Annotated in this window: 13 protein-coding genes and 1 other RNA gene; 1 reads left to right on the forward strand and 13 read right to left on the reverse strand. The window is 54.5% G+C overall.

Translation table 11 applies throughout. The features are described from left to right. Positions 1–21: 21 nt before the first annotated feature. The 10 genes from PGX44_RS00215 to PGX44_RS00260 all read right to left on the reverse strand — a co-directional run bounded on the left by PGX44_RS00215 (position 22) and on the right by PGX44_RS00260 (position 8615). Entirely contained in the window at positions 22–1683 is a 1662-nt protein-coding gene (locus PGX44_RS00215) for an NAD(P)H-hydrate dehydratase (protein ID WP_498853770.1), read from the reverse strand. 24 nt (positions 1684–1707) lie between these two features. Beyond that, complete coding sequence (locus tag PGX44_RS00220) at positions 1708–2631, reverse strand: M23 family metallopeptidase (RefSeq protein ID WP_288200869.1); 924 nt, start codon at positions 2629–2631, stop codon at positions 1708–1710. 89 nt (positions 2632–2720) lie between these two features. Then, positions 2721–3080, reverse strand: a complete 360-nt coding sequence (acpS, locus tag PGX44_RS00225; RefSeq protein WP_498853771.1) for a holo-ACP synthase — start codon at positions 3078–3080, stop codon at positions 2721–2723. 58 nt (positions 3081–3138) lie between these two features. Then, entirely contained in the window at positions 3139–3438 is a 300-nt protein-coding gene (locus tag PGX44_RS00230) for a hypothetical protein (protein ID WP_186501846.1), read from the reverse strand. A 7-nt stretch (positions 3439–3445) separates the two neighbouring features. Continuing rightward, on the reverse strand, positions 3446–4669 hold the full coding sequence (locus PGX44_RS00235; protein ID WP_186501847.1) for an aspartate kinase: 1224 nt from the start codon (positions 4667–4669) through the stop codon (positions 3446–3448). A gap of 202 nt (positions 4670–4871) precedes the next feature. Continuing rightward, an RNA gene (gene rnpB, locus PGX44_RS00240) (RNase P RNA component class A) lies at positions 4872–5218 on the reverse strand. A 47-nt stretch (positions 5219–5265) separates the two neighbouring features. Continuing rightward, entirely contained in the window at positions 5266–5928 is a 663-nt protein-coding gene (thiE, locus tag PGX44_RS00245; RefSeq protein WP_498853772.1) for a thiamine phosphate synthase, read from the reverse strand. Between the two features lie 21 nt (positions 5929–5949). Further along, on the reverse strand, positions 5950–7068 hold the full coding sequence (locus PGX44_RS00250) for a Nif3-like dinuclear metal center hexameric protein (protein WP_498853773.1): 1119 nt from the start codon (positions 7066–7068) through the stop codon (positions 5950–5952). Further along, on the reverse strand, positions 7044–7745 hold the full coding sequence (locus PGX44_RS00255; RefSeq protein WP_498853774.1) for a tRNA (adenine(22)-N(1))-methyltransferase: 702 nt from the start codon (positions 7743–7745) through the stop codon (positions 7044–7046). The genes PGX44_RS00250 and PGX44_RS00255 overlap by 25 nt, the downstream gene beginning before the upstream one ends. Before the next feature lie 39 nt (positions 7746–7784). Then, positions 7785–8615 (reverse strand): EFR1 family ferrodoxin, encoded by an 831-nt coding sequence (locus PGX44_RS00260; protein WP_498853775.1) that lies wholly within the window; start codon positions 8613–8615, stop codon positions 7785–7787. A gap of 150 nt (positions 8616–8765) precedes the next feature. On the opposite strand from PGX44_RS00260, the gene PGX44_RS00265 reads away from it, so the two are divergent. Continuing rightward, complete coding sequence (locus tag PGX44_RS00265; RefSeq protein WP_498853776.1) at positions 8766–9662, forward strand: hypothetical protein; 897 nt, start codon at positions 8766–8768, stop codon at positions 9660–9662. Positions 9663–9701: 39 nt separating this feature from the next. Here PGX44_RS00265 and PGX44_RS00270 read toward each other — a convergent pair whose 3' ends face one another. The 3 genes from PGX44_RS00270 to PGX44_RS00280 all read right to left on the reverse strand — a co-directional run bounded on the left by PGX44_RS00270 (position 9702) and on the right by PGX44_RS00280 (position 12571). Further along, positions 9702–10736 carry an MmcQ/YjbR family DNA-binding protein gene (locus tag PGX44_RS00270; RefSeq protein WP_498853777.1) on the reverse strand — a complete coding sequence of 345 codons (1035 nt, stop codon included), beginning with the start codon at positions 10734–10736 and terminating at the stop codon, positions 9702–9704. Positions 10737–10800: 64 nt separating this feature from the next. Beyond that, complete coding sequence (locus tag PGX44_RS00275; RefSeq protein ID WP_498853778.1) at positions 10801–12210, reverse strand: MATE family efflux transporter; 1410 nt, start codon at positions 12208–12210, stop codon at positions 10801–10803. 199 nt (positions 12211–12409) lie between these two features. Then, a complete protein-coding gene (locus tag PGX44_RS00280) occupies positions 12410–12571 on the reverse strand; it encodes a hypothetical protein (protein ID WP_186502067.1) in 162 nt (53 codons plus the stop codon). Positions 12572–12676: the final 105 nt, after the last annotated feature.

The raw sequence follows: 12676 nt of genomic DNA on the forward strand, positions 1-12676 counted from the left end.
CTGTGAGAAATATATTCAAATTCAGTCTTCCGTTACTAAGGGACGCTGCAGTACCGGCCGTTCCATGTTTTCCTCGAGGCGACGGATAACGCGTGGCACGGCATCGGCTACGTCGACAGGCGAAAAGCCGTAAGGGCCGTATTCGTCGTGACAGTAATCTCCGGCAGCACCGTGAACATAGACGGCTGCGCAGGCAGCGCTGCACAGGTCGGGCAGTCCGGCGTGGACGGCAAAGGAAGCGGTCATACCCGTGAGGATATCGCCCATACCGCCACAAGCCATACCGGCATTGCCTGTAGGATTGACGTAAGCATGGCAGGTCTTGGCCGAAACGATGACCGTCGGTGCGCCCTTGAGGACCAGGTTGACATGCCACTGGCGGACGAATTCTTTTGCCTTGCCAATGGGATCAGCTTCGATATCTGCCATAGAGAACCCGCTCAGGCGGCTGAATTCGGCTACGTGAGGTGTCAGAATGAGACGGCTGCCATAGGGGGCCAGGAATTCCCGTTCGTCTGCAAGTACGTTGAGAGCGTCTGCATCGAGGACGAGGGGACAGGTCGTGCCGGCAATGACGGCCTTGACGAAGTCCTTCGTTTCCTTGTGGACGCCGAGACCGGGGCCCATGGCAATGACAGACCAGCGTTTATTCCGGTAATCGGCGAGGATTTCTCCAGCATCGGCAGCCGTGAAATGATCGCCCGTACCGGCACCGTGGACCATGGCCTCTATTTCCTTGCCGATGCAATAGTCTGCCGTTTCCTTAGGGACGCGCAAAAAGACCTTGCCGGCACCGCCGCGGATGGCACCGCGGACAGCCATGAGGGCAGCACCGGCCATGTCGCTGCTGCCTGTGACGATAGCAATGGTCCCGTGGGTTCCTTTGTGGGAATCGGGACGGCGCGGTACGAGGACTTCGGCAATATCCTGTTCCATGAGAAGATACGCCGGGTCATCTTCCTGGGCCTGCAGGAGAGGCCAGGGCATGCCGATGGCGTCCAGTTCGATCTGGCCGGCACAGGCCCGGCCGGGATAGAATACGAGGCCTCGTTTGAGAGCGCCAAAGGTGACGGTCAGGTCCGCAAAAAGGGGCCCGTTTTCTTCGTCACTGCCGGCACCACTGACAGCACCTGTATCGGCGTTGACGCCAGTTGGAATATCGACGGCAATGACCTGCAGGGAGCCAGTAGCCGCTACGGCGTTGACGATGGCTACGATGCGGCTCATAGGCTCCCGCAAATCACCGTGAAAGCCCATACCCAAGAGGGCGTCGATGACGACCTGGCTTGCTTCCAGGCGTTTCGTCAGGAGGCCCCAGTCACAAGGACGGCCTTGGAAAAATTCGAGAATACACAGATCGTCGTCGGCGAGCTGGCGCAGGGTCGTCAAATGATTGCACGCTTCCTCGCTGTAGTCTTCGGGCTGGCCCAAGATGTAAACGTAAACCCGGGCGCCAGCCGTCAGGAGCTGGCGGGCAATGACGAAGCCGTCGCCACCGTTATTGCCTTTGCCGCACAGGATAACAACGTCCTTGCCGCCCCAGCCGCCAACGAAGGCATCACCCTTTTCTACGACAGCGTGGCCGGCATTTTCCATGAGGATTGCCGGGGCAATAGCGTAGATACCGTGCATAGCCGTTTGATCCATGTGCCGCATCTGGGCGGCTGTGTTAAGTTTCTGCATGTGCTTCCCCTTTTCTCTCTATCCTTATAAGTATAACGTCGGGTCGACGGCTTCGCCGTTGACGCGGATTTCAAAGTGTACGTGCGGCCCTGTCGAGTTGCCTGTCGAGCCGGCATAGGCGATGATATCGCCCTGTTTGACCTGGTCGCCCTGCTTGACGGCGAGCTTCTGGTTATGACCGTAGAGGGTCATGAGGCCCTTGCCGTGGTCGATGACAACCGTGTTGCCATAGCCGCTCATCCAATCTGCTTCGAGGACGACGCCGCCTAAGGCAGCCTTGACGGGCGTACCGTAATCGACGCCGATATCGATGCCCGAGTGCAGGATCTGGCGGCCGTAAATGGGATGCATGCGGTAGCCAAAGGGCGACGTAATAACGCCCTTGACGGGCCAGATCATTTCCCCTTTACCGATGACCGGCGTGCCTTTAAAGTCCTTATTGATGGCATCATTGAAGGGCTTGGAAATACTGTCCTTGGCGTCATGCCAATGGTTCCACTGGCGGATCTTGCCGGACTTATCGTTAATATCGATGACCACGCGGTCGACGATATGCTTCTTTTCATTGCCCGGCAGGGTAAAGATTTTGTAGTCCTTTGCTGTGAGCGCCTGCGGCACGTCTATACGCACTTCCGTCCGGGAGCCCCGTTCTTTAATTTCTATCTTGCTGATGACATGGCGGTCCGCCTGGGGCTGCTTGTCTACATCCCGTTCCAGTTCCGTGCCGGGGATAGTGACGATGAGCGTCCGTCTGTCGGCGGAAAGGGTTGCCGTCGGTTTGACAGGCTCTTCTGTTTCTACGACAGTACGGACAAAAGGAACGTCCGCATCATTACGCGTTACGACGCGGACAGCCGTCACGTCTGTGCGCGCCTGAGCCGTTGTCATACCTAGTGGCAAAAAGCCTGACAGGACGAGGAGCGGCAGTACGAAATATTTCTTATTCACCCTAATTTCTCCTTCAAATGAAGCATACGAAATTGACACATTTAACTTTCTTATTATACCACAAAATCGGCTTTTCATTTAAAGGAGATTCAAGGCCACACGACTTGGGCAATGGCGTAGGCCCCGTCGTGGGCAATGGAAAGAGCCGGCAGGCTGCGCAGTTCGGCGACAGCACAATACGGGCCGTGCAGGATAAAGCGGGGCGCACCCAGATCATCATGGACAACCTCTACGTCTTGCCACTTGCCTTGGCGAAAGCCCGTACCGACAGCCTTCCAAAAGGCTTCCTTAGCGGCGAAAATACCGGCCAGGGAGGCGTACTTACCGGGGCCACGGCTTTCGCAATAGGCAAGCTCTCCTTCCGTATAAAAACGGCTCAGGGAGTTTCCCCGCGTAACGGCCCAGTTTTCAATGCGTTTAATTTCTACGATGTCAATACCGCAGGTCATAGAATCCCTCCTCTAAAAAAACAGCCGCAATTCCCAAGGGAATCACGGCTGTACGTAGTTACCATTTCTGCATGCGGATACAAATGGCAATGCCTTCGAGCAACGCCTTAAACGTCATGAACGAAACAGTGAGGTCCTCATAAACGGCAGGGGCTACCTTATAGTGAATGGTTACTTCTTTCTTCTGATAGTCATAGATCAGACCGTGTAAGTTCGATTCAAAGGTGTAGGCTGGCGCCGGAATCTTAAATTGCGGCGGCTTTTCCTTCTCCAGGCCCTGCAAAAGGCGTTCGAGAAGAACCCGTTTGGGTACTTCAGGCTGTAACATTTCTTCGACAAAGCTATCCAATACAGACATAGGTGCCTCAGGCTTCGTCAAGGAAATAGGCGTGAATAGCGCGGACGGCTTCTTCTACATGTTCTTCGGCAATGAGGCAGGTAATGCTGATTTCGGACGTAGAAATAATTTCGATATTAATGCCATGTTCGCCGAGAACACCGAACATGCCAGAGGCAATGCCCGGGTGGCCGGCCATACCGGCACCGACAACAGAAACCTTGGCCATTTTGTCATCGACGAGGATTTCTTCGAGGCCCAATTCTTCCTTGATCTTGGCCAGGACATCGTTCGTAGCAGCCAATTCATCGCGGGCTACGGTAAAGGTAATATCTGTCACGCCTTCGTTGGCATAGCGTACGCTCTGGACGATCATGTCGACGCTGACATTGGCATCGGACAGAGCAGCAAAGATTTTATACGCATTGCCCGGTTTGTTGGGAACGCCAAGTACCGTAATTTTAGCTACATTTTTATCATCGGCTACGCCGCGAATTAAATACTGCTTGATTTCCATGGAATAAGCCTCCTGTATGATAGTACCTTCGTTGTCGGAAAATGTAGAACGCACATGGATTGGCATGTTGAAGCGGCTGCCCATTTCAACTGCCCGGGGCTGCATGACGCCCGCACCCAGCTTAGCCATTTCAAGCATTTCCCCATACGTGATTTGGTCCATTTTACGCGCGTTGGGAACGACACGCGGATCGGCTGTATAAATGCCTTCCACGTCCGTATAAATTTCGCACACATCGGCATGGATAGCACCGGCAATGGCAACGGCTGTCGTATCAGAACCGCCGCGGCCCAGCGTCGTAATATCGCCTTCACCGGTAATGCCCTGGAACCCGGCGACGATGACGATGTTGCCTGCATCGAGGGCTTTCAAGATACGATCAGGCTGAATATCGAGGATACGGCCTTTATTAAAGGCATCGCTCGTCTTGATGCCGGCCTGGGCACCTGTAAAGGAGATCGACTTGTGTCCTGCTGCCTGGAACGCCATAGCCATGAGGGCGATCGAAACCTGTTCACCCGTCGAAAGGAGCATGTCCATTTCGCGGCCGTACGTTTTCGACGTAATCTGGCTAGCCAATTCGATCAGTTTATCTGTCGATTTACCCATAGCAGATACTACGATAACGATTTTATCATCCGGTTGTGAACCCTGCAAAACCCGCTGCACGATGGAGCGTATTTTGTCCGGCGTGGCAACAGAGCTGCCGCCAAACTTCTTAACAATTAAGGCCAACGTATATCCCTCTCTTTTAGAAAAAAGTTGTCTGTAATAACGTAACATTACGACTATCTTATGCAATAATAGCATGCGCAAGGCGCGCTGTAAAGACATTCGCCGTGTATACATAAAAAAATAAGGTCTGCACGGCCCGGGCGGCCTAGCCGCTTCCATAAAAAAGGGATTCCCTTATCGGAAATCCCTGCACGTGCAAAAAATGATGAGTAATCAGTAAGCCGAGTTTTGTTCTGTCCGGAGACAGCGACAATCATCTATCTAGACATACCGTTGCCGGCATGTTCAAGCGACACAACCCGGAAGATCAGCGGGCCGCCTCATCCCTTCCCTATTCGGTCTTGCTCCAGATGGGGTTTACCTAGCCAGCACATTACTGTACTGCTGGTGCGCTCTTACCGCACCGTTCCACCCTTACCGCTTGCGCGGCGGTACACATTTCTGTGGCACTATCCCTAAAGTCACCTTCGCCGGACGTTATCCGGCATCCTGCCCTATGGAGCTCGGACTTTCCTCTGACCTATGGCCAGCGATTGTCATTCATACTCATCTTTTCTAGAATACTATAAATCAGAGATGCCGTCAAGAAAAACTTTTCAGCCTTTATGAGCGGCCTGGGCGATAACCTGACGGATATGCGCTACGGCAGCGGCAATGTCCGGCTGGGAAACGATGGCACTGATCATGGCAAAGGAACGGAAGCCTTCCTTATACAGTTCGGGAATCGTTTCGGGACCGACGCCGCCAATGCAGGTCAATGGCATTTGCGTCTGGGCTGTAGCGTAGCCAATGGCTTCGGCCGTGACCAGGTCGTGTGTGTCCTTCTTCGATTCTGTCGGATGCATAGGGCCAAAGCCGACATAATCGGCGCCGTCCCTGATGGCTCCCTGAATATCGGCAATGGTATTGGTGGAAACGCCAATGAACATGTCCGGCCCTGCTAAGCGGCGCACAAAGGTGCACGGCGCATCGTCCTGGCCGACGTGAATACCGGCAGCGCCACAGGCAATAGCCAGATCGGCTGAATCGTTCATGATGAAGACAGCACCGGCAGCGCGGCACAGGTCGGCAATGACCTTGGCCTCGGCGTATTTTTCGCGCCACGATTTATGTTTTTCCCGGTACTGAATGATTTTGACGCCTGCCGCCAGGACCTGCCGTGCCGTTTCTACGTTGTCTCTTCCTAAGGACAGAGCTTCCCCCAAAATAGCGTATACCGGTTCATTTTTGAAAATTTCTACACATTCTTCTCTTGTCATGTGATGTTCTCCTCTTTCCTTCTAGCAATGGCCAAACATATCCTTACTCGTCGGATCTACCTGGAAGCAGACCTGCCAGTCCCGTTCCTTCGCTGCCGCCTGGAGGCGCTGGGCCAGGACGGGAATAGAAATGATTTCCGTGCCATAGTGGCCGCCGTCGGCAATAACCATGCCTCGTTTTACGGCATCCTGGGCTTCGTGGTATTTTACGTCACCCGTAAGATAGAGCTGGGCACCGGCTGCTGCCGCATCGGCAATAAAGGACGCACCGGCACCGCCGCAGAGGGCGACTTCTTTGACAACAAGGTCTTCATTGCCGGCATAGGTCAGGATCTGCAGATTTAAGGCCCGTTTGATCTTGCGCAGGACATTGCGCGCCGTTTCCGGCTGGGGCAGCGTACCGATACGGCCGCAATAGTAGGCCGTTCCCTCATTGGCTACAGGATAGATGTCAAAAGCCGGTTCTTCGTAAGGATGGGCCATTTTCATGGCCGACAAGAGCAAATTCAAGCGGCTCGCCGGGATGATCGTTTCAATGCGTACTTCCGGCGTTTTTTCGAGTTCGCCTACAGTACCGATGAAGGGATGGGTACCGGCGTGTGGTTTGAACTGCCCTTCGCCGGCGACGCTGAACATGCAGTGGCTATAGCCTCCGATAAAGCCGGCACCGGCATCGCCCATAGCTGTCCGTACTGCTTCAGCATAATCTGCCGGCACGTAGACGGCAAACTTATAGAGCTGCTCCGTATGGACCGGCACAAGGCCACGAATATTCGTCAAGCCGATAGTTTCAGCCAAAATATCGTTTACGCCGCGGGCGGCGCTGTCCCAGTTCGTATGAGCACTGTAGACGGCAATATTATGACTCAGAAGCTTTTGGAAAAGCTGGCCGTCATAACGGTCTGTACGCAGGTTGGCCAGCTTAGAGAAAATAACCGGGTGGTGGCTGATGATCAGGTCGTAGCCTTTTTCAGCAGCAAAGGCGGCCGTTTCCTTGGTTACGTCCAAGGTCACCAGGGCACGGCGGATTTCCTGCTTCGGGCTGCCTACGAGAAGGCCCGGGTTATCCCATTTTTCTGCCAAATAGGGCGGCGCGAAGGATTCCATGACCTTGATTATTTTGCTGAGTTGTATTGACATAGGAGTTCCTCCAATTCGTTGATGTGCCGGTCCAGCAGGGCCAGGCGCTGGCTTTGGTCTTTCTGGCTACGCAAGAGGCCTGCGCGGACGCGTTCGTCCTTTTGCCGCAGCTCGGCAATGAGGCGAGGTACGAGTTCGTCGTGACGGGCCCAGTTACACGGGCCGATTTCACAGAGCCAGCGCGGCGGTACGTCGGCACGGCCAGGACGGGCCAGTATGATTTCGTAAAGGCGGCCGTCTTCTTCGACGAGCCGTTCGTCTTCAATATGCCAGGCCATATCGTAAATGTGGCGGCGCAGGACGGGCACGTCGCTCTGCGGCTGGAAGATGAGAAATTCCAGTTTTTCTACGACGCCAGGCGACTGGCGCAGGAGGTTTTGAATAAGCGGACCGCCCATGCCACAAAAGAGGGCACCTGTTACTTCGCCAGGCTGCAGCGTTTCAAGACCGCTGCCAAGGCGGCATTCGATTTTTGCTGTCAGGCCCGCCCGGCGTACGTGTTCTTTCGCCGCCGTCAAGGGGCCGGGCACGACGTCTGAAGCAATAGCTTTAGGACAGCGGCCGCTCTCACAGAGGGCAATGGGTATATAGCCGTGATCTGTACCGATATCGGCAATGACGGCGCCAGGCGGCACCAGTTCTGCTACGGCAGACAGGCGTTTGGTTAAATTGATCAATCTAGGCACATCCTTGTATGATATAGTCTTTGTTTCTTTCTACAGGAACCATTCGTTTTCCTGCCGGGCCTTACAGTGTGCTTCCAAATAGGCCACGTGGGAAAGGAAATCGGCGTCGTCAAAATATTTGGCCCCATGGGGACAGATGTGGACGCAGGCCTGGCATTTAATGCATGTTCCCGGTACGTTCAGGGGATTACGTCTGTCAATGGCACCCATAGGACAGGCTGTAACGCACAGGCCGCAACGGTCGCATTGATCTTCCTCTGTGAGTGGCTTGGCTTTGAGGAAATGAGCCGGCGTACCGTCGGCCTTTAAGGGCGTGTAGTACGGCCCTACTGGTTCGTCGCCACGAATGACCGGGCGCGGACAGACAGCGGCACTGCGTACAGATTTGATTTTCACGGCCATTTGCCGGGCCATTTCGACGAGCTGTTCCTGGTCGGTCCCATCAGGCCGGTTGGGCATAATGCGCTTGGAAAAGACATGACCACAGGCACAGGCCGCAGCGGCAGTAACGCAAAAGCCATCGTCTTCGAGGACGTCGCGCAGCTCTGTAAGGGAGCTGTCGAAGTTGCGGTTGCCAAAGGTCACAACGGCTACAGCCGGTGTCTGGTCGCCGCGAAAACAAGCCTTCAGGTCCGGCAAGAGCTTATTCGGTACGCGTCCGGCGTAGGTCGGTACGGCCAAAAGAACGACGTCGGCCGGGGTGAAGCTCATCGTCCCCCGCCGTTTAGCCGGCTTGGTCATATCCAGGCTGAACGCCGGTACGCCCAGCCGTTCTGCTAAGGCATAGCCTAAGGTTTCAGCCACGCGGCGCGTATGCCCAACGGGACTGAAATATATGATATACACGTTATCTACTTGCATGATCCGGTCACCTGCCTTCTTTTCAGTTCTGTTACAATTTTAGCACATTCCGTGACAGAAGTGGCAAACTTCCCTATAATATACTATATAATATACTATATAAGGTATAAAAACATTACTACTTTTTTCGATAGAAGGAGGCGCACTCCTATGCATGTACGCAAGACATTACTCGCCCCGCTCGTAGCAGCCCTGCTCTGCACGGCCAGCCTGTCCCTGGCGGCAGACACAGCACCGGCAGCAGCTCCGGCTAAGACGACGCAGACAACAGCGCAAAAAAACGCTGTCAGCCAGGCGCAGAATGAGAAGGTCGTCGATCCGTTAACGGGCCGCGACACGTCGCTCTTGAAGAAATTTTATCTCCTCGACGGCGGCACGTACGACAAGACGACAGGCCTCATCAATAATCTGAACCCGGCCCTGACAGGCCTCAACGCCAAGCAGGATCCGTATTATCTGCGCGTCAGCAAGGATCTGACCGATAAATACTTCCGCCAGGTCCGGGCCTACAGCACAAAAACGCACGAGCTCCTAGGCGATTACTACGTCGCAAAAGACCAAAGTTCGGTCTGGCGTCTCGACGGCAAGGACCCCGGCATGATCTACGGCAGTGCCGAAAATCTCGTCAAAAAGAGCAAACTCATCGTTTATCCGCGCTACTTGGTTCTCGGTTCCCAAGGCCTGGTGCGCATGGATATTCCCGGCAACGTCCCCTATGAAATAGACGCCAAAAGTCTCAATGAAAATATTGCCCGCGTGCAGGACAACGGCGTCATTGAACCGCTGACGACGGGCAAGGCCAATATTCTCGTCGATTACGTCATTGGCGATCAGAAGGGCTCAGCCGTACAGGAAATTTCCGTCATTACCCAGCAGGATATGGAACGCTTGCGGGCTAACGTCTATATGAACGAGGTGTACTGGAACACGATCTGGCGCTATGACCCCTGGCCCTACGGCTGGGGCTTCAGGCCTTACTATCATCACCCGGCACCGCCACCACCGCCGCGTCATCACCCCATGGGGCCACCGCCGCCACGGCGCTGACAAAACAAAAACCGTCTCCACAAGGAGGCGGTTTTTTCGTTAGTGCCCGGTTTTATAGGCAGCGGCAAGCTCTTCGATATGCGCTACTATGCCGGCTGTGAGGCGGCGGCCGCTGCGCACGGCATGAAAGCCGTATGGCTTTAACCGTTCCAGTGTGAGGAGATCATCCGGATAGGCTTCGACCTTGGCGATGGTCATCATCCGCTTAGCCTTGAGACCTGCTTCCGGTGCCAGGTCGACGGCGACGGCGCGGCACTTATAAAGAATAGCCGAGTCCGGTGCGGCACTGTAGAGATAGACCGTTTCGCCTTTGCGGACCGTACCGGTCTGTTTCCACGTAATCCACGGATTTTCTTCAAGGCCCTTGCGAAAGTCGTAGTATTTGGGATTGGCCGGAATGATCCAGGATGTACCGCGCCAGTCCTTGCCCCCGGCCAGGCTGTAGCTTTCCTGAAGGAGCGCCTGCCAGGCCGCATCAGGCAGGTCACTGTCGATGAGGATACTGAGCCAGTGCTTTTTGTTCATATGGTAGGCCGGGAAATAATGACGTCCGTCAGGCAAAGAGGCTACCTTTTCCGGTGCTGCCTTGACGTTGAGGACCGTAACCGTATCTGTCCCCGCCAAGCCTAACACCTTGGCGGGCACAGGCATGACCAGACCGTACCACTTATTTTCCGGTGTTTTTAAGGTACAAAAGCCGGGATACTTCTCCCAGGGCTGCTCCGTTTCTGTACCATACTGCGTTCGGGCGTACGCCACGATGCGGGACGTCCCGCCGGCCTGGACGGTGCATTCGTCTTGCAGGCGCCGGACGACGGCCTTTGCCGCTTCACGTACGGCGGCGGCAAAGGCACCCGTATCGTTAGGCGTTTCAAAAGGCAAGTAATTTTCACCCATATCGGGATCGTACACGTGCAGCGTGAGTGTATTCTCTGTGAGGGTTACGTGAAGTTCGACGCCCAGATCGCCTAAGGGCGCCGCATAGGTCCAGACGCCGTGGTCTGCCTGGAAGCCAAAAGCAGTCAGTTTTTCCGGCACGAAATGGCAACGCGCTAAAAGATAGGATACATCCATGGAATTCCTCCTTTCGTCTTTGTCTGGTCCGGCACGCCACTTCAAAAGGCGTTTCGTTCCTCCTCTACGCCTGGCTTTGCCGGTACTTTCTTTCCTGGGAAAGGAGCGAGCGCAAATGCTTTAAGTACCAGAAATAGAGGACGATGAGGAGGGCTGCTGTAACAATCCAGCTTACGGGATAGCAGACCATGATGTTCGTAAAGGTCGGGTTGCCCGGAAAGATTGTCCAAATCCAGGTCAGGCGGACGCCGCAAATGCCGACCAGGGCCAGGATAGCCGGCGGCAGGGAAAAGCCGTAGCCCCGCAGGACGCCGGAAATGATTTCTATGAGAATATTGGTAAACTGCATGTACGTAACGTAGAAAAGGCGCGTATTGCCCATGGCGATGACTTCCGGGTCTTTGCTGAAAAAGCCGAGCATAGGCGTGGCAAAGATGTAGATGACAATGACTAAGAGGCCCATATAAAAAATGTTGAGGCCAATGCACTCCCAAAGGATGCGGCGGCAGCGGGCAAAGTTGCGGGCACCGAAGTTCTGGCTCGTAAAGGTCGTCGCTGCCTGGCCGAAGGAATTAATAATGCAGTAGACGTTGATTTCGATCGTATAGGCCGCAGCCGACGCTGCCATGGCATCGGCACCGAGGCCGTTAATGGCGTATTGGATGATGACGTTAGAAATGCAAAAGACCATGCCCTGCAGGCCAGCCGGCAGGCCAATGCGCACGATAGGCGACACGTAGGCACGGCGGATATGGAGAGCCTTGGGATCGAGATGAAGGACACCTGTATCACGGCGCAAGAAGACGTAGAGAATACCGGCGCAGACGACATTGGCCAGGACCGTGGCAATGGCGACACCAGCGACACCGCCAGCAAAGACGAGGGTAAAGACCAGGTTGAGGATAATATTGACAGCACTGGCCACAGCCAAAGCCATGAGCGGCGTCCGCGTATCGCCGCGGCTGCGGATAATGGCCGCTTCGAAGTTGTAGAGACTCATAATGGGCAGGCCAATGAGATAGATACGCAAATACTCCTCAGCCGGACCGATGACGTTTTCCGGCACACTGAGAAAAGCCAGCATAGGCCCCGTCGTGATTTCTCCAATAAGGGCCAGGGCTACGCCGACGACGAGAGCCATAGGCAGGGCTGTGTGCAAGGCTTCGCTGGCCTTATCCGGACGACGTGCCCCCAAGAGCTGGGCAATGACCACGTTGGCCCCTAAGGAAAGGCCCAAAAAGAGCGTCACAAAAAGGGAAATAATGGGTGTATTATTGCCTACGGCAGCCATAGCTTCCTTACTGACGAACTGGCCCAGGACGGCGACGTCGGCCGTATTAAAGAGCTGCTGCAAGACCCCCGTCAAAGCCAGGGGCAAGGCAAAAAGCGTCAATTTATCCCATAAGGACCCATGCAGCATATCGAGCTGCCGCTGTTTGTGTTGTACCCGTTTCTCTCGTTGGATTTCGTCCATGATCTCTCCTCTTCTGCCAGTGGCACACATATTAAAATAATTAAGGATAGGCCTTATTATAGCACAGTGTACGGCAAAGAAAAGAGGCAACGGCCGCGTATATGTGCTACACTTTTTCTATAAGCAAAGACATACAAAAAGCCGCAGCGAGGAACCTTCCCTTCACTGCGGCTTTCATCTGCCATTGATCATCTTTTCTTTACCCCATAGCAGGCAGGCTGCTATACAAACTGAGACAAATACCGACGGGCAAGCCCTTGCGGGGACCACGGCGGTGATCGTTGTCATCCTTGTCTTTCTGTGCTTTTTTCCAAGCCGCATAGGTCCGGCTCAGTACCTTTTCCATTCCCATAATATACATAGCAAGCTCTCTCCTCTACCTAAAAACACAGGTGCCGCCAGCCCCTCATGGTACGTGTTGCTGCTGGCGTTTCCCTTATCTTTCACCTCGTAACGAGATTAATTA

The organism is Caecibacter sp. AF58-12pH5A, from assembly GCF_027681725.1.
Lineage (GTDB): Bacteria > Bacillota > Negativicutes > Veillonellales > Megasphaeraceae > Megasphaera > Megasphaera hominis.

What these genes read in the sequence shown, in the direction of transcription:
- PGX44_RS00270 (WP_498853777.1), bottom strand. Translation starts at nt 10,736, where the DNA reads ATGGATGTATCCTATCTTTTAGCGCGTTGCCATTTCGTGCCGGAAAAA.
- PGX44_RS00215 (WP_498853770.1), bottom strand. Translation starts at nt 1,683, where the DNA reads ATGCAGAAACTTAACACAGCCGCCCAGATGCGGCACATGGATCAAACG.
- PGX44_RS00260 (WP_498853775.1), bottom strand. Translation starts at nt 8,615, where the DNA reads ATGCAAGTAGATAACGTGTATATCATATATTTCAGTCCCGTTGGGCAT.
- acpS (WP_498853771.1), bottom strand. Translation starts at nt 3,080, where the DNA reads ATGACCTGCGGTATTGACATCGTAGAAATTAAACGCATTGAAAACTGG.
- PGX44_RS00275 (WP_498853778.1), bottom strand. Translation starts at nt 12,210, where the DNA reads ATGGACGAAATCCAACGAGAGAAACGGGTACAACACAAACAGCGGCAG.
- PGX44_RS00265 (WP_498853776.1), top strand. Translation starts at nt 8,766, where the DNA reads ATGCATGTACGCAAGACATTACTCGCCCCGCTCGTAGCAGCCCTGCTC.
- PGX44_RS00250 (WP_498853773.1), bottom strand. Translation starts at nt 7,068, where the DNA reads ATGTCAATACAACTCAGCAAAATAATCAAGGTCATGGAATCCTTCGCG.
- PGX44_RS00280 (WP_186502067.1), bottom strand. Translation starts at nt 12,571, where the DNA reads ATGTATATTATGGGAATGGAAAAGGTACTGAGCCGGACCTATGCGGCT.
- PGX44_RS00230 (WP_186501846.1), bottom strand. Translation starts at nt 3,438, where the DNA reads ATGTCTGTATTGGATAGCTTTGTCGAAGAAATGTTACAGCCTGAAGTA.
- thiE (WP_498853772.1), bottom strand. Translation starts at nt 5,928, where the DNA reads ATGACAAGAGAAGAATGTGTAGAAATTTTCAAAAATGAACCGGTATAC.